Annotated in this window: 12 protein-coding genes; 1 reads left to right on the forward strand and 11 read right to left on the reverse strand. The window is 64.9% G+C overall.

The window, feature by feature from the left end; all coding sequences use genetic code 11:
• Positions 1 to 39: 39 nt before the first annotated feature.
• Genes C4J91_RS26840 through tagH form a run of 11 tightly spaced genes read right to left on the reverse strand, consistent with a single transcriptional unit; the run spans position 40 to position 15,994 of the window.
• Positions 40 to 1,752, reverse strand: a complete 1,713-nt coding sequence (locus C4J91_RS26840) for an SUMF1/EgtB/PvdO family nonheme iron enzyme (protein ID WP_124364990.1) — start codon at positions 1,750 to 1,752, stop codon at positions 40 to 42.
• Positions 1,745 to 2,929 carry an ABC transporter permease gene (locus C4J91_RS26845; protein WP_124364991.1) on the reverse strand — a complete coding sequence of 395 codons (1,185 nt, stop codon included), beginning with the start codon at positions 2,927 to 2,929 and terminating at the stop codon, positions 1,745 to 1,747. Before C4J91_RS26845 ends, C4J91_RS26840 begins: the two co-directional genes overlap by 8 nt.
• A complete protein-coding gene (locus tag C4J91_RS26850) occupies positions 2,929 to 3,633 on the reverse strand; it encodes an ABC transporter ATP-binding protein (RefSeq protein ID WP_124364992.1) in 705 nt (234 codons plus the stop codon). The genes C4J91_RS26845 and C4J91_RS26850 overlap by 1 nt, the downstream gene beginning before the upstream one ends.
• Positions 3,633 to 6,587 (reverse strand): serine/threonine-protein kinase, encoded by a 2,955-nt coding sequence (locus C4J91_RS26855; protein ID WP_124364993.1) that lies wholly within the window; start codon positions 6,585 to 6,587, stop codon positions 3,633 to 3,635. The genes C4J91_RS26850 and C4J91_RS26855 overlap by 1 nt, the downstream gene beginning before the upstream one ends.
• Positions 6,584 to 7,303, reverse strand: a complete 720-nt coding sequence (locus C4J91_RS26860; RefSeq protein WP_124364994.1) for a PP2C family serine/threonine-protein phosphatase — start codon at positions 7,301 to 7,303, stop codon at positions 6,584 to 6,586. The genes C4J91_RS26855 and C4J91_RS26860 overlap by 4 nt, the downstream gene beginning before the upstream one ends.
• The gene (gene tagF, locus C4J91_RS26865) at positions 7,304 to 7,957 is read right to left on the reverse strand and encodes a type VI secretion system-associated protein TagF (RefSeq protein ID WP_124364995.1); all 654 of its coding nucleotides are present in this window, start codon (positions 7,955 to 7,957) and stop codon (positions 7,304 to 7,306) included.
• Positions 7,954 to 11,454, reverse strand: coding sequence for a type VI secretion system membrane subunit TssM (tssM, locus tag C4J91_RS26870; protein ID WP_124364996.1), 3,501 nt, complete (start codon positions 11,452 to 11,454; stop codon positions 7,954 to 7,956). The genes tagF and tssM overlap by 4 nt, the downstream gene beginning before the upstream one ends.
• Positions 11,451 to 12,740 (reverse strand): DotU family type VI secretion system protein, encoded by a 1,290-nt coding sequence (locus C4J91_RS26875; RefSeq protein ID WP_124364997.1) that lies wholly within the window; start codon positions 12,738 to 12,740, stop codon positions 11,451 to 11,453. Before C4J91_RS26875 ends, tssM begins: the two co-directional genes overlap by 4 nt.
• A gap of 6 nt (positions 12,741 to 12,746) precedes the next feature.
• Positions 12,747 to 14,081 (reverse strand): type VI secretion system baseplate subunit TssK, encoded by a 1,335-nt coding sequence (gene tssK, locus C4J91_RS26880; RefSeq protein ID WP_124364998.1) that lies wholly within the window; start codon positions 14,079 to 14,081, stop codon positions 12,747 to 12,749.
• An 18-nt stretch (positions 14,082 to 14,099) separates the two neighbouring features.
• Entirely contained in the window at positions 14,100 to 14,609 is a 510-nt protein-coding gene (tssJ, locus tag C4J91_RS26885; RefSeq protein WP_124364999.1) for a type VI secretion system lipoprotein TssJ, read from the reverse strand.
• Between the two features lie 56 nt (positions 14,610 to 14,665).
• Positions 14,666 to 15,994, reverse strand: coding sequence for a type VI secretion system-associated FHA domain protein TagH (gene tagH, locus C4J91_RS26890; RefSeq protein WP_124365000.1), 1,329 nt, complete (start codon positions 15,992 to 15,994; stop codon positions 14,666 to 14,668).
• Between the two features lie 389 nt (positions 15,995 to 16,383).
• Between tagH and tssA the strand changes: the two genes are divergently transcribed.
• Positions 16,384 to 17,400 carry a type VI secretion system protein TssA gene (tssA, locus tag C4J91_RS26895; protein ID WP_124365001.1) on the forward strand — a complete coding sequence of 339 codons (1,017 nt, stop codon included), beginning with the start codon at positions 16,384 to 16,386 and terminating at the stop codon, positions 17,398 to 17,400.
• Positions 17,401 to 17,429: the final 29 nt, after the last annotated feature.

Below are 17,429 nucleotides of genomic sequence, written 5' to 3' on the forward strand. Positions count from 1 at the left end.
CCGCCTGAGTCCCTTCCAAGCTCGCTAGACAGCCAACGATCAAGACCGCTGACCGCTCGCTGCGAGCAATTCCTTCAAGATCGTCGCCGGGTCGGCCCGCTGTTGCTTGCGGTAGTTGCCGACATGGCGAACGAACAGTGTCGCGCGCGTCACCAGGCTCTTGCCGAGCACCGGCTTGCGATCCAACTCTTCCTTGATTCGTTGAAACTGGGTCTGGATCACCGCATCGGTGTAGCGCGTGCCGGTAGCCAGGTTGTCGATGTAGATCGCCACGGCGCCGTCCAGCGCGCTGCGCCCATTGGCGATGGCCATGTCGAACAGCTGCGCGCTGGCCTGGTCTTTATTATCCACGGCTTGCTGGCGGCTCTTCTGCAGGTTGGCCAGGCGGATGTTGTAGTTGCTGATGGTCTCGGCCACCAACGCGGCGGACTGAATCAGGTTGCCTGCCGCCTCCTCGCGCTGCTGGGCGATCAGCGAAACGTTGCGCTTGAGCTCTTCGTTGACCAGCCCCAGTTCGGCCTGCAGCTTGGGGTCGACGCTGGCGGCGATGATGCTGTCCAGGCGCTTGGTCGGGTCCTGGGCGTCGTCGATGGCGTCGGTCAGCGACGCCAGGCGGCCTTCTTTCTGCCACTGCGCAAACAGCTCCTTGTAGCGCGAGCGCGGCGCCGACAGCGCGCCAATCGCCACGCGAAACCCGGTGGTCTCGTTGCTTTGCTCGGTGCCATCGGCGGCAAACAGCGGGTACTCGCGGCGCATGCCAGTGAACAAGGTGCCTTCGCCTTCCAGGTAATTGCCGCCCTTGACCACGAAGCCGCCATAGGTGCCCTGGCGGCGCCCGGCGTGCACCAGTTGGAAGGATTCCTGGACCATTTCCGCAGCGTTGCCGATCACATCGAACATCCCGATCGGGTTGGGCAGCTTGGTGCCGATAGGCATCAGCCGTGCCGCCTGGCCGGTGCCGCCGGCGACCTGGTTGAACACCGCGTAATCGCTCAGTGGACCGTCGTTTTCACTGCCCTCGACGCGGCGCGGAAACAGGCGGCCTTCCAAGTCCTGACGACTCACTGCCTGGCCACCGCGCGCGGCGAATTCCCATTCCACTTCGGTGGGCAAGCGCACAAAGCCCAGGCCGCCGTCTTCGGCCGAGGCACCGCGCCCACTCACCGGCAGTAACTCGCGGTGGTATTTCATCAGCCAGGCGCTGTACACCGCCGAGAAACGCTCGGCTTCAAAGCGCGACAGTTTCACTTTGGGCAAGCGCCCGGCCATACCCTCAGGCGCATCACAGGCCGGCGCCGGCTCGCCGCTGGCCAGCGACTGCGCCTGGGACATTACCTGGGCGTACTGGCGGGCGGTCACTTCGTACTTGCCGATGAAGTACAGCATGGGCTTGAGCGGGGTCTTGGCGTCGGTCTTCGGCATCAGCGGCGCGATGACGGTGTTCCAGTCCTTGGGCAGGTCCTTGAGGGTGAACTGGCCATTGATGAAGTCGCGCCGGTAACCGGAGATAAACGATTGCTGGTAGCCCGCCTCGCCTTCGGCAAAGGGATAACCGAGGCTCACCTCACGGTCGTCCAGGGTGCCCTGGGCCAGCACATAGGCGTAGCGGAACACCATATTGCCTTCGCATGGCAGCGGCAGGCTCACGTCGTCCGGCAACGGCTTGGGGTTGTCGAGCTTGTCGCTTGCCTCATCGGCCCAGGCCAGCGAGGCCAGGCTCAGCGCCACACAGGCGCCCAATAACTTAAACATCTCTGATTCCTTCAGAAGCCTGGATACGCGCCACTCGCCAACCGCCACATGCCGCCGCCACGGCGCTGACGCCGAGCACAGCCGCCAGGGCCAAGCCGTAGTGACGCGCCAACAGATGGCTGGCGTATTCGCCCGGCACCTGCACGAATAATCGATTCAAACCCGCCTCGGCCAGGCTATACAGCCCGGCACTGAGTACGGCGGCAAAACTTGCGCTGTACAGCGCCTGCATCACGACGAACAGCAACAGCGCAGCGGTGGAAAAGCCCAGTAAGCGCAACACCGACAACTCCCGACGTTTACGCGCCACCGCCGCCAACGCCCCGGCGAAGGTCGCCGCAAACGCACCGGCCAACGCCAACCCGCAGATGATCCAGAATACGAGCGACAGGTTGCGACTCAACGACTGCACCTGGGCGATGGTTTGCGCCTGGGTCGACACCAGCACGTTCTGCCCGGCGAAATACAGCCGCAGCCGTTCCACATCGCTGAGCGTGCGCGCATACAAACGAAACGCCGGGTACACCCGCTGCTCGCCCACACCCGCCGCTTCACCCTCCCACTGCAACGCCGGCACTGCGCGACCATCGCGGTAATCTTCCACCGCCTCCAGCAACGCCAGGTCAGCAAACAACCCGTCACGGGCGAAGGCTTCCAACGGCAATACCGCCAGCACCTGCACCCGCGTGCGCTGCGCCTCGACGCGCCCCGCCAGTTGCCGCGCAAAGCGGGGCTCCAGCCAGTCGCCGGGCCGGGCCGCGAGCTTTTCGGCGGCGGTATGGCTGAGCACGATCTGGTCCAGGCCCTTCGGCATCGGCAAGCCAGCCAACAACGGGTCGCCCGCAGCGGTCGGCAGCATCTCCACTACCACGGTGCCCAACTGCGCGGTCGCCGCAATCTGCCGCGTACGCGCGATGGCAAACGCCACATCACTACGCTGGCCAAGCTGCTCGACGAGGGCGCTGCTGAATCGACCGCCGCCCAGCGGAATAATTTCACGGGTGGCGGGGTCGGTCTCCAAGCGTTGGGTCAAACTGCTAACCAGTCCAAACTTCAGGCCAAATAACACCAGCAATGGCGCGATGACCGCCACCAGCGCCAGCACCGAACAGGCCGACAGCCACGCATCGTTGCGATAGTCCTGCCAAGCGAGCGACGAGACCAGGGCGATGCGCATCAGCACGCCTCCCCAAGTGTCGCCGTGACGCCGCCGTCCGCATCGCGACGGCAGCCGATGCGGCGCACTTGCAAGCCACTGGCGCGGGCCAAGGGTTCATCATGGGTGGCAATCACACAGGCGGCGCGGTGTTCACGGGCCTGGGCCAGCAGCGCCTGCATCACGCGCTCGGCATTGAGCGGGTCGAGGGATGCGGTCGGCTCATCGGCCAGTACCAGTTGCGGCGCGTGGGCCAAGGCGCGGGCACAGCTCACACGCTGGCGCTGGCCCACCGACAACGCGGCCGGACGCTTGTCCAACTGGTCACTGATTTCCAGCTGCTCGGCCAGGCGCGCCACGCTGCCGTCGTCCTTTAACCCCAGCAACTGGCGGGACAAGGCGATATTGCCGCGCACATCGAGAAACCCCAGCAGCCCGCCGGTCTGCAGTACATAGCCCAAATGCCGGCTGCGCAACTGGGCCAAGGCGGTTTGGCTGTCTGCGCGCCAAAGCCCGCCGATGTCGAACTGGTTGAACTCAAACTGGCCGATCCGATCCGGCGCCAACACCAGCGCCAACATGTCCAGCAAGGTGCTCTTGCCGCAGCCGCTGGGCCCGACAATCGCCAGTTGTTCACCCGCGCGCAGCTGCAGCGCCGGAACCACCAGGCTATAGCGCTGGCTGCCGACGCCCCGGCTCTTGTGCACCGCGTTCAGGCTCAGCATCACGGCAACGTCGACAACGGCACGCGGTACAACGCGTCGCCCGGTTCGGCATCGCCGAAACGCACCCAATTGGCCAGGTCATTGTGGAAGGTCTCGTAGAGGCGGATTTTCGAATCCAGCTCGTCGATAAAGTCTTCCTGTTCGGCCACGCTCAACGACAACCACAGGTCCTGGGTCATGTTCAGCGACTTGCTGCGATACGGCAGGCCCTCCAGATATTCGCCCAGCAGGCCGCCGTCGGCCAGATTGCCGCCTTTGCGCAGGGCCTGCGGGTCGCGGCTCATATAGGCCGAGGCGCTGGCGATTTCCTGGAAGAAGTCCTTGGGTGAGCTTTGGGTTTTGCGCGCCGCATCGACGATCAGTTTCAGCGACTGCTGCAGGTCGTTCAATTGCAGCTTGGTCAGCATCACGCACACCTGGAACGCCGGCAGCGCCGGGTTGGTCAGGTCGCGGTCGGCAGTCCAGGCGCTGACCAGCTGGGGCGCCTGGCTCGCGGTTTTGCGACCAAGGAAATCCATGTGCATCGCATAACCGACCGCGGCGGATTTATCCGCCAGGCTCGGCGTGGCACTGAGCAGCGGCACCGGCTGCGGCGTGTTGCTGCGCACCTGATGCACGAGGTTGGCGAACACCGTGCCAATCTCGTCGACGCGCTCACCGAGCTTGTGCACGTCACCACCGGGCACCGACGTGTACAGGTCGCCGATCCGTGGGTTGGCGTCGGCGGTCAGGATGCGGTACTGGCTTTCGGCGCCGGCATGGGTTTTCTTGCCGGCGTCAGTGCGCAGATGCAGCGCGTAGATCTTGATCTGCTTGCCCAACGCCGCCTGGCGCACTTCGGCTTCGTTCATCTGGGTGGCGGCGAACGGGTCGTTCTTGCGCAACGCACCGGCATCGGAGACCAGCAGGATGATGCGCCCGCCGTAGCCGGACCAATCCATGCCGTCCACCGCCTGCATCACCCCGGCAAACGCGTCTTCGTTGAACGAATGGCTGGACACCGTCGAGGCCTTGACCTGACGCGCCATGTCGAGGAAGCGTTGCGGATCGCGGCCCTGGTCGAGGGTGATCAGGGTCTTGGCCACGTATTCCAGGCCGGGGGTTTTCTTGATGCTGTTGCGAAAGCCCACCAGCCCGAAGCTGACGCTGTCCAACTCGCCGCGCTCGGCAATTCGGGTTTGCAGCTCGTGTACTACGTCGCGCACTTGATCGATATACGGCTGCATCGACACGGTGGTATCGACCACCAGCACCACCGCCGTGCGGAAAGCGTCGGCATTGGCGCTGGTCACGGGCGTCGCCGGCTTGGCGACCGCGCTGCTGCCAGGGTCGATGGAGGCGACATTAAGCAGCTGCACGGGCTGGCCGTTGTCGTCGAAGCTCTCTTTGGAATCAAAAATCGGCAGCAGGTAGAACTGGTTTTGCGGCACCGCGCTGGCGGTGGGTTCCAGGGCCAGCACTTGTTGATTGTCGTCGCGGTTGTTCTGCGCCTTGGCCAACACAGCTTTCGCCGCAGCCGGATCGGCCAGCAGTTTTTCCACCTCAGCGGACTGGCGCAGGAACATCACCGGGGCACGGCCTGAGCGCTCGGTGAATTTGAGCACCAGGCTTTGCTTCCAGTCACTGACTTGGGAGGCCGGCAACCAACCGTCGCTGCGTCCGTCGGTAGCGGCGCCGACACGCACCCAAGGGCTGCCGTCGACTTCTTTGCGCTGGTACACATACAGCACGGAAAACGCCGGCAAGACTTTGCCCGGTGCACTGCCCGCATCGGCAGACAGTTTGGCGCCGGGCTTGCTGAGCACGCGTTGGAACAGGGTTTTCTTGCCGGCCATCAGCAACGGACGCTGGCCGCCATCCGCAACCGCCGCAGGTGGCTTGGCTGCAGGCACCACGGCAGCAGGCGGCTTGACCGGCTCGTCGGCGGCGCTCAACCACCAGTAACTGGCGCCACCGATGGCCAGTGCCACCGCTACGGCAACCGCCGCCAGCGCCACTACCGGCCCACGGCGCTGTTCGCTGTGGTGCACCGGCGCGACTACCGGTTGACGCGCGGGTTGTGGCTTGTCCGTGGGTATTTCGATGGACTCCGGCGTGATCCCCGCCAGGTCAAAACTGATGGGGATCGGCAGCGGCCGCACCAGGGTGGCCTCCGGCGAATCCGCCGGCAGTTGATCCAGCGCCAGCAGCAACGCCGTCGCATCCGGATAACGCTCCGCCGGGTCCTTGGCCAGCAACTTGCGCAGCACGCCCTGGTAACGGCCATGGTGCACCGGCAACTCCGGCAAGGGCTCCGTCAGATGGGCCAATGCGGTGGAGAGCGCATCGGTGCCGCTGTAAGGCAGCTCGCCGACCAGAATCTCGTAGAGCACCACGCCCAGCGCATACAGGTCGGCGCGCCCGTCGATCTCCTGGCCGCGAGCCTGTTCCGGGCTCATGTAGCTGGGCGTGCCCACGGCAAAGCCGGCCTGGGTGAATTGGGTGCGGTCGTCCAGGGACTTGGCGATGCCGAAGTCCGACAACACCGCCGTACCATCGGCGCGGAACAGAATGTTCGCCGGCTTCACGTCGCGGTGCACCAGGCCCTGGGCATGGGCGTACCCGAGCGCCGAGGCGATCTGGCGGATCAGCGTCACGCCCTGCTCCGGGGTCAGCCCGGCGGCGATGCGCTCCTTGAGCGTGCCGTTGGGCAGGTACTCCATGGCCATGTAGTACAGCTCATCGACATTGCCGATGTCATGGATGGTCACCGTGTGCGGGTGCGACAAGCGCGCCAGGGTCTTGCCTTCGCGCAGGAAGCGCTCGCAGAAGCTCGGGTCGGCCGCCAGCGCCGCCGCCATCACCTTCAGGGCCACCTTGCGCTCCAGCGAACGCTGGGTCGCCAGGTACACGTTGGCCATGGCGCCTTCGCCGATCTCGCCCTCGATGTCATAACCGGGGATGACGATGTTCATGGCGACACCTTCACGACGATGGTGGTGATGTTGTCCGGTGCGCCGCGATTGAGCCCCAGGTGGACCAGGCTGCGCACGATTTCATCCGGCGCGTCGTGGCCGAGGACCTCACGGATTTCGTGGTCCTCGACGGTCTTGGTCAGGCCGTCGCTGCACAGCAGGAAACTGTCGCCGGGGGCGATCAGCAGATCGACCGCCGCCACGTCCAGTTGCGCTTCCACGCCCACCGCACGGGTCACGATATTGGCGCGCGGGTGCACACGGGCATCGGCTTCGCTGAGCAGGCCGCTGTCTTGCAGGTCCTGCACGTAGCTGTGGTCGCGGGAGATGCTTTCCAACTCGCCGTCGCGCAGGCGGTACAGGCGGCTGTCGCCGGCCCACAGGCACACCCCGCGCAAGCCGCGCGCCGCCAGCACCACGACGGTGCTACCCATCATGGTCACGCCCCGATTGGCGGTTTCTTCACGGACCGCCGCATTGATGCGGATCAGGTCGTTGCGCAAGGCGGCCGCGTATTCCTCAAGGGAGCGCCCCACCGGCACATTGCGCAGGCTGTCGACAATCAGGCTGCTGACATAATCCCCCGCCGCGTGGCCGCCCATGCCATCGGCCACCACCCACAGGCGGTTTTGCGGCAGGTCCAGGCATGCGTCTTCATTGACCTGGCGCACCATGCCCACATGGCTTTTGCTCGCCGATTGATACGTCGCCCCCATCTACACCACACCTTCTTGTCCGAGCAAAAACTGCGCAAAATCGCGGGCGGCAGGCAAGCCCTGACACCGTAATAAACCGGGGGAAATACGCTGCGAACCCCGGCCCCACCAGAGGCTGGCCCCTTCGCAGGCCTGTTCGGCGAGCGCCGCCATGCGCCCGTGAGGCACGCTGGCGGCCACCCGTTGCAAGCCGGCGAAACGGCTGTCGAGCGCACGCGGTTCGGTCGCCGGCACGCCCAGGCGGTCGAGGCCATCGTTGAACCCTTCGAACGTCGCGCCCGCGTCCAGAGTGCTGAGCAGCAGCTCTTCGGTCTGTTCGAACCAGGCATCCGGCCCGCCCACCAGGGCGGCGGGGTTGGTGTCGTGATCAAGCACCGCCACCACCGCCAGCGGAAAATAACGCCCGACCCGATCAATACTCGGCATCACTACACCCGCCGCCGCGTCCGGCCCGCACACGCCTGGCGCGAGTACGAAGCGCCACAGCGGGCTGACCAGATAAGCGTTGAGCCAATCAGCGCCCAGGCTGTTCTGGCTGGCGAGCAAACCCGCCGCCAGCCAGCTGTCCCACGGGCCGATAAAACTCTGGGGCAAGGCGCGGCTGACGAAATCACCGCGGCTGGCCAACTTGCCGTAGAAACCCAGCGTGGTCATAGCCGCTCCGGCAGGCTGAAGCCGCTGAGCACACGGCTCTTGAACGGGTTGAAGGCGCTATTGGCGCGCAGCTCGTAGGCAATGCTCGCGCCGTCGACCCGCAGGCGCAGGTTGAAGCGGTCCGGCGAGTTGCCGGCGGTCAGGTCCGATTGTTCCAGCAGGCGGAACCAGGCCCAGGGGCCGTCGAGGGTCACGCCGGAGCGTCCGCTGGCCGCTGGCGGCATGATCGAGATACGCACCACGCCACTGCTGCCGGGGTTCGGCCATTGCATCGCCACCGGCCGGCTCGGGCCGTGGTCGTAGCTCAGTTGCTGGCCGTCGAGATCAAGCAGGAACTGGGTGATGGTCGGGTCCATCGACACCGGCTTGAGTTCGAAGCGCACGATGGGCTGGGTGCCCCCCGATCTGAAGAACGCGTCACGAATCGTTGCCGCGCGCTGGAAGGTTTGCAGCACGCCCGGCGCAATGCCGAGCTTCTGCGCCGCGCCCGGCTGCCAGCGCCAGGTCTGGGCCGAGGTGTCGACGTAGGGCTGCAGGTACTTGCGGAAGTAGTTATCCATCACCCCGCCGACGCCGAAGAACTGGCCGAAGTCATCCAGGGTCGCGTCCCGCGCACTGCCCGGCGACATCGGGTAGCGCCCGGCCAGGGACTGGCGATACACGTTGACCACTTCGCTGACCCAGGCCGCGTTCAGCTGGTTGCGCACGCCGCCCATCATGCTGTTGGTGGTGGAATTGACCACCGACTTGACCATGCCCTGCACCAGCGCAGGCTGGCGCTCGGCGTTCAGGCTGACCCGCGTGGCCGCCGCTGCCGCCTGGTTCTTCGCCTCGCCCAGCAAGGCATCGCCGCTGGCACCGACCATGGCGCTGACCTGCACATACAGCGCGTTCATGTCCGATAGCAGGCCGTCGATCGCCGCCGGCTCGCCCTCGTTTTTGCTGACGATGCTGTTGAGTTCGGCAAAATGCGCGGTGACCGGGTCATCCGCAGCCGCAGGCGCGTTGGCGCTCGCTTGCTCCTGGCCGAGCAGGCTGCCCAGGCGCTCCTTGAGCTTGTCGACACCGCCCTCCACCGGCACGCCCTTGGCGGCCAATTGGCGCTCTTCGGCTTGCAGGTCAGTCTCCCTGGCCACCGCCACCAGCAGCTTTTTCAGCGGCGAGGTCGGCCCGGAGATCACGCGCAGCACATCGGCCGCCTGGGCCACGCTGGTGATCGGCACAAAGTCGATGTCTGCCAGCAACGCATCCCATTGGCGCTGGTAATCCTGGAAATACAAGCGGCGCACATCGGCGGCCAGGCTCACCACGTTCTGTTGATCGGCCTGTGCCTGGCCGAGCACCCATTGTTCTTCAGCCAGGGTACCGGTCTGGTTCAGGCTGCTCAGCAAAAAGCCCTGGCGATAGCCCTTGGCGGTGAAAAACCCGCTCAGCGGTTCGCCCAATGGCTTGCCGCTCTTGCGGCTGAACACCAGCGCAGCATCGCGGCCGGCGGCTTCGTTGAGGCGAAAGTCCGGGATGCCGTCGGGCAGTTTCTGACGCTTGACCCGGTCGTAGACGCGCTGGGCCACCGGCAGTTGTTGCAGTTGACGGCGCAGGTCATCGATCAGGCGTGGGTCAAGGCGCGCATTCGGTGGGTGGCGGTCAAACAGTGCCTGCAAATGCCCGGTCAACGCCTGGCGCTGATCGGCCGGCAGGTCGCGTGGCAGGTTGCGGTCCCAGTCGAGGGCGATCCAGGCCTTGATGAAGTCCGGGTCGTAATGCTCGCTGTCGGCCAGCATCAGGTAGGCCTTGAGGCCTTCGTAGAGAAAGTCCGAGTTGCCGCCGCCATGCAATTGTTCTTCGATGCGCGTGACCAGGCGCGGCGCGAACACCGCAATCAACAACTTGCGATAGACGCTCGCGGACTCGGCTTCGAGCATGTCGCCCTGGTACAGCCCCAGCCCTTCGGACCAGCTCGGCGAATCGCCTGCCAGGTTCTTCACCGCGTTGAGCAGCGGCAGCACCGCCAAGACTTCACGCTGCGCCGGGCTGAGGTTCTGCACGGCCTGGCCCAGGGGCGCGACCTTCTGATCGACCTGGGCGATATACGCCTGGTTGGCGCGATAACTTACCCACCACAGGCCGCTGACCACCACCACGGTGGCCACGGTGGCGGCCAGCACACCCCGGGCGATCCACTTGCGGCGGCGCTCGACTTTCGGGTTCACCCCTACCAGGCCACGCTCGGCGAACGCCACGGCGGTGAACAGCTTTTCGATGAAGTAACTGCGCCCGGTGCCGCTCTGGCGCGCCAGGTGCTGACGGTCCAGGTTCATGCTCTGGGCCATGGCGCCGATCAGGCGGTCAATCGGGCTGCCTTCCTGGGTGCCGCTGGTGAAGTACACGCCGCGCAACAGCACGCGCTCTTCGAAGGCGTTGGGTTTGAACACCCCTTCGAGGAAGCTTTGCAGGCAGTCTTTCAGCGCACCGAACTGTTGCGGGAAGCCATAGATCAGGTCGCGGCGCGCCGGGTCGCGCTCTTGTTGCAGGCGTTCCACCAGGCGCTCGTTGAGGCGTTGCTCCAGGCCGGCGAATTCGCTCTGCAGATGGGCCAGCGGGCTGTCGCTGTGTTTGCCGTCGTCCAGGGCAAAGGTCATGCCCCACACCTGGGCGCGGTCTTCCTTGCTCAGGTTGTCGAAGAACTCCATAAAGCCCGGCACCAGGTCGAGCTTGGTCAGCATCAGGTAGATCGGGAAACGCACCCCCAGCTGGGTGTACAGCTCCTGGATACGCAAGCGAATCGCGGCCGCGTGGGCGGCGCGTTCGGCGTCGGTCCCGAGCAGCAGATCCGAGAGGCTGATGGCAATGAACGCGCCGTCGATGGGGCGGCGTGAACGCTGCTTTTTCAACAGGTCAAGAAAGCCCAGCCAGGCGGCCTTATCGACCGTGGAGTTGCTGTCCTGGGTGGTGTAGCGCCCGGCGGTGTCGAGCAAAACGGCCTGGTCGGTAAACCACCAGTCGCAGTTGCGCGTGCCGCCGACGCCGCGCACCGCACCGGCGCCCAACTGCGCAGCCAACGGGAAGTGCAGCCCGGAATTGACCAGCGCGGTGGTCTTGCCCGAACCCGGTGGGCCGATGATCACGTACCACGGCAGCTCATAGAGATTGCGGCGTTCGTCGCCACCCAGCTTGGCTTTCTTGAGCAGCGCCAAGGCCTCGTCCATGCGCTGGCGCAGGGTGCCGAGCTCTTCGGCGGTGGCGACGCTGTTGGGGTCGACCGGGGTTTCTGCGGCCAGGCTGCGCATGACTTCGGCGGCCTGACGGCGCGCCTGGATGATGCGCAGCACGCGATAGGCGATCCACAGCGCAAACACCAGGATGATCAGCGCCCAGCGGCGCCCTTCCGGCACCAGCACATCGAGCAACGGCCCGACGAACCAGATGATCAAGCCCAGGGCGATCAAACCCAGCACGGGGATCACCCAGCGAATCATGAAACTGAACAACGCCTTCACTCGACGCCCTCCGCCAATACGGTGATTTCAACCCGACGATTGCGGGCACGGCCTTCGGCCGTACTGTTGGTCGCCAACGGCTCGGTGTCGCTGCGGCCTTCGGCGCTGAAGCGCTCGGCCTGGCCAGTCTTGGCCGCAAGGATTTCCAGTACCGACTTGGCCCGCGCTTCGGACAGCGCCCAGTTCGACGGGAAGCGCAGCGTGGCAATCGGACGATTGTCGCTGTGGCCGGTCACCCGCACCTGGCCCTTGACCTTGCGGACCGCGTCGGCGATGCGCAGCATCAGCGGCTGGTAGTCATCGACGATGCTGGAGCTGGCGGACGCAAACAGTTCATCGCCACGAATTGTCACCACCGAGCGATCAACCTTGTCTTCCACGGCCACGCGGCCGGCCTTGATGTCTTCGGCCAGGAACCCGGCCAGACGCGGCCGTTCGATCACTTTTGGCTGCGCCACCGGACGGTCGATGGCCTGCACCGGGATCTCGCCCAGGGCATGGATATTCTTGAACACAGGTTCAGCCTGCGACGCCAGCAGCATGCGCAGGCCAAACAGCAACGCCAGCAGCAGCGCCAGGCCGATCGCCACGGCAATCCACGGCGGCATGAATTGCGCCAGGCGATCGCGGGCCACGGTCACGCCGCGCCAGTGCGGCGACAGCTCACGCTCGTGCTCGCCCCGCGCAGTGCGAATCGCGGCGGCGGTGCGCTCGCGCAAGGCTTCCAACTGGCTGCGCCCGTCGGTCATCACGCGGTAGCGGCCTTCGAACCCCAGGCACATGCACAGGTACAACAGCTCCAGCAGGTACAGGCGTTCCCGTGGGCTTTGCAGGCAGTGGTCCAGTAATTGGAAGACCTTTTCGCCGCCCCAGGCTTCGTTATGCACGGTGATCAGCAAGCTCTGTTTGCCCCAATCGCTGGTGCTGCCCCAGGGCGTGCTCAACACGGCTTCATCCAGGGCGGTGCACAGCGCGTAGCGGGCCAGCAGCACTTCGTTGCGCGCCACACCGGCGGCTTCGGCGCGCTCTTCGAATTGGCGCAGATAGGCCAACAACTGCGCGCGCAGGCTAGCTGGCGCCGGGTGCGCGATGGTGTTGCGCAACCGCGTCAGCAAGGCCAGCAGCGGGCCGGCGGCGCTTTCCAGCGGGTTCAGGCCCTGGCTTTTGCCGGTGAGCATCGGCGCGGCCGGCATCGACAAGGGCGCCGGCTCCGCACGCGCAGGTTCCGGCGCACGGCCGCCTGGGCGCGGCATGAACTGAGTGCGGTCATCATCATTGGGATGCATCGCGGTTTATCCTCGGATCGCCCAGAAGGCCAGGTTCAAACCCGGGAACTGCCCGGCGATGTGGAAGGCGAAACCGCCGGAATTGCTCAACTGCTGCCAGTGCTCGCTGCCCCGGTCCAGCTCGTAATAGGTGCTGCCCGCGTGATACGGCAACTGGCGTGGCGCCACCGGCAACGGCAGCAGACCAATGCCCGGCAACTGCAGGTTGACCAGGTCGCGGATGTGCTCCACCGAGCCGACCTTGCTCTGCTGGCCGAAGCGCGCACGCAGGGTTTCGCCGGGCACGTCGGCACGCACCACGAGGATGAAGCTGGCGTTGTCGAGCAGGGTCTTGTCGGCCAGCATCGCCACGTGGATGCCGTAGGCCTTCTCCACAATCGGGATCGGCGTGGCCTTGCTGTCGATCAGCATCGACAGCGCTTCGCGCAGGGCCGCCATCACCGGGGCGAAGCTCAGGGCCAGGTCGTCGTGCTGGTAGTGCGGGTATTCCTGGGGGCGCCGGCTGGAGGTGGAAAACGTCGAAAACTCACCGGCAAGGCTGACCAGCTCGCTGAAGAGGCGTTCCGGGTGCAGCGGGCTCAACTGGCTGAAGTGCTGGATCAGCGGCTGGGCGCGGTTGACCAGTTGCAGTAGCATGAAGTCGGCGATTTCCGAAGCGCCACCGGCACCCGAGGCCACCACACGACCGGCCAGGGCTTCGCCACGTTGGTGCAACAGGCCGAGCAACTCACTGCGAAATGCGCTCAGCGGTTTGCTCGCGGCCACGTCCAGCACCGGCGGAATGTAGCTGTCATCGAGCACCAGTGCGCGGTCGGCGCGCTTTTCCTTGATGCGCACCAGGCCAATGGCGGCGTAGTCGCTGATGCCGTCCTGGGCGGTCAGCAAACGCAACGCCCGCGAGCCCACGGCCACCGGCGCGCGGTTTTCGAAGGGTGCGTTGTCGTCGCGCACTTCACGCACCTGGCTCACGTAGCGCGCCGCTTCCAGGGCCTCGCCGGCATCCACGGTGTCACGCGCGCCGGCGCGTTTGAGCGGCAGGGCCAGGTACACCAGGCCGTCGCGCAGGTTATCGTCGATATTCAGCGGGCTAGGCGCCAGGTCGTCCTGGGGAATATTGAATGGCGTGCCGTCCGGCAACAGGCCACGCGCCGACACAATGGCCAGCTTGCCCTGGGCGAGCAGGCCCTGGTCGATCAGCAACTCGGAAAAGCCCCAGGCGCCAGCGGACAGCGGACGGCTGCGGGCGTCGATCAGGTTTTCCAGGTAACGGTCATGCTGCTGGAAGTGCTGCGTTCCGATGAACATGCCTTCCGACCAGACCACGCGATTGTTCCAGGACATGGGGGCTCCGATTGCTTGTTAGTGGGCTGGGCTGGCGGGGGTAGCCACGACGTCTGCGCGCACAGCACGCACATCGAGGCTGATCTGATATTCGGTGTATTGGCGTGGCGGCACGTTGATAACGGTGCGCCATTGCGCGCGGTCCAGCTCGCGATAGCCCACCAGCAAGCCGATTTGGCGCGTGGCCGGGTCGAGATCGCGCTGGATGCTCAGCTGTTGGCCGGGCTGAATCACCACTTCGTCCTGGTCGAGCAGGTCCAGGCCAAGGGTGGATTGCGCACGATCGGCCAGGGCGAAGTAATCGGAGCGGGCGAAGGTGGCGGCGTTTTTCAGCTCGAAAATACGCACCCGTACCGGGGCGGCCTGGCCATTGGCGCCGGGGTTGAGCCCGGCAATCGCGTGAAAATGCAATTCGACGGCAGCCGTGTCCGCTTCAGCCTCGGCAGCGGCTTCGGGTTTGGCCGCGTCCTTGGCACACGCCGCCAGCAGCAGCGCGGTGGCGGCTACGAGTAAAAACCTGGGAATCATCCTGCGTCCTCAATGACGTGCTTAGCTATCCGTTTTATCCATCAGTGCGACGCGGTTCAGCGTCGCTGTCGTGCGCTGTGTTCTTCGTAGGCCCGGCTGAATTCGCGGCCGAACAGGTCCTGGAAATCTTCCTGGGCCTCGCGGGAAATAGTGTTGTAAAGCTCAGTGAATTGCTGCCAGTACTGGGCCTGGCGCGAGCCGTTGAAAATACTCGAGAGGCCAGCGGGCTTGCCCATGCGCTCTTCCAATTGCGCCGGTTCAAAGCGCAGCAGCAGGTGCTTGAGCGCGGCTTCCACGCCGGCCATCACCGCCAATTGGTGGGTGCGCAGGTCGTCGAAACTGTCACGTACCGCGACATCAGGCGCCATAAACGCCTGGTTGCCGTGACGAAGCAGCAGCAGTAACGCTTCGTCGGCATTCGGGGCGAATTTCAACGGGTTGTTTTCGGCGGGGCGGATCATGGTTTGCTGCATGCGAAATTCGCCCTTGAGGCTGGCGCGGGCACGCAATACGTCGATCAGGCCTTCGACCATCAGCCTGTAGCTGCGGCCGATGCTTTCCATCTGGGCGCAGGCAGCGGCCTGGTCCAGGCGCATCTGATCGAGGCCGGCACCGCGCAGAAAGGCTTGCAGCAGGTCGGGCTGTGGCTGGGCGTCGCCGTCGGGGCGCGCAACAGGCTCAACCACGGGCGGCGGTGGGGGCATCGGCGCGGGAGCTGGCGCAGCATTGATGAGCGGCGCGGGCGCGTCGCCAAACGGGTCCCAGTCTTCGGGAATCACCGAACCTTGTACCACTGGAGTGTCGGCAACCGGCACGGCGACCGGCTCCGGCGCACGGAAGTCGTGTTGTTCGGACGGCACATGGTCCGCCACGGTGGGCGGTGGCACGGCGGCGGGGCTGAGGAAGTCGAACAGGTCCGGCAGGGTTTCCATCGACGAGGCGCCATGGAACTGCGGCGCGATCATTGGCGTCGGCGCGGGCGGGCTCGCCACCGCGCCCATCAGCGCTTCAAAGCTGTTCGGCGACTCACCGGCAAACGGCTGGCTGTCGACGGCCTGCACGTTGAAATCGATGCGCGCCTGGATTTCGTAATCGCCGATCCGGATCAGCTCGCCATCCTGCAGCGGCTCGCTGTTACCCCGGCGCAAACGGATACCGGCGTTAACCAACTCCACACCGTTGGTGCTGTTATCGGTCAGGTAATAACGGCCATCTTTGTATTGAATAATGCAATGTTGGGAGGAGACGAGGCGCTCGGGGTCGGGCAGTACCCAGTCGTTTTCCGAACTGCGGCCGATCGCCATCGAGCCCTGGTTCATGGACTTTTCGGAGCACTGCCCAGGGGTAATCTTGTGATAACTAGTGATAGTCAAACACAGCGACATCTTGCCTCCTTGCTGATACATCGCGCGCGGTCGATCCAAGGGCTACGCTTGCCTGGATACTCCGCCAGGTCGTGGGGACGACCGTCTAAATCTGCAATTGCCAGCATGATCGCTGATCTTATCTGGCTTGCATGACAAAAATCCTCTGCGGGCGCACGGTTCGACCCACCAGTCGCGCAGGTTGTTAAACACCGCACATCTGTCACAGAGGGCGAATAGCTTACCTTGACAAGGCATAAGTACTACACCAAAAATGCACAACTTCTTGAACATCAATGATGGCACGATAGTGGCACTCTGATGGTATCACCAAGAACATGCAAAGTTCACCGCGCAACTAATGCATGCATTGCCCGGCATCTAACGGGCTGATAGGGAGATCGAACTCAGTGGATGTGCCATTGTTGCTCACCGCCGTTTCCGCGTCCTCGCCCTGTGGCGAAGACATGGAATATGACGCGCAATTTCTGCAATTGGAACGTGATGCCAAGGGCCAGCCCGAGCGCAGCATGGGCGATTCGATCCTGCCCGCTGAGCCACCCGAATGGCGCAGCATCCAGCAGCAGAGCCTCGACTTGCTGCAGCGCAGCAAAGACCTGCGCATCACCCATTTCCTGCTGCAAAGCTCGCTCGCCCTGCAAGGCGTGGTCGGGCTGGCCGACGTCCTGACCCTGATCGATGCGTTATTGCGCCAATACTGGGCCGACCTGCACCCGCGCCTGGATGCCGATGACGATAACGACCCCACCGTGCGCATCAACGCGCTGTCCGGCTTGACCGGCGACACCACGATTCGTCTGCTGCGCGAGAGCATCCTCACGCGTTCGCGCACCTTCGGCCCGGTGAGCCTGCGCGCCGCGTTGAACGCCAGCGGCCTGCTGAGTTTTCCCGATGAACAACTGGGCGCCCAGCAACTCAACGCCGCGTTCCTCGACAGCGACCCGGAGCAACTGCAGGCCACCCGCGACGCCTTGAGCGCGGCGCGTGCCGCCTGCGAAGCCATCGAACAACAGGTCAACGAGCAGGTCGGTTCCGCCCAGGGCGTAGACCTCAGCGCGTTGAAACAGCCGCTCAAGCAGGCCTTGCAACTGCTCAATCAAGCGGTGCCAGGCACCGACAGCAGCAGCGAACCCGAGGCCGTCAGTGAAGACAAAGCTCCCTCGGTGGACTACGCCGCCCCCGCAGCCCCCCGCCCTGCCGGCGATATCGCCAGCCGCGATGAGGTGCTGCGCAGCCTCGACAAAATCCTTGCGTATTACACCCGGCACGAGCCTTCGAGCCCGCTGCCGGTGCTGTTGAACCGCGCGAAGAATCTGGTGCACGCCGATTTCGCGGCCATCGTGCGCAATCTGATTCCCGACGGCATGTCCCAATTTGAAAACCTGCGCGGCCCGGACAGCGAGTAAGCCGCCGGACCGTGCAGTAACAACACCGT

The sequence above is a fragment of the Pseudomonas sp. R3-52-08 genome, from assembly GCF_003851745.1.
GTDB lineage: Bacteria > Pseudomonadota > Gammaproteobacteria > Pseudomonadales > Pseudomonadaceae > Aquipseudomonas.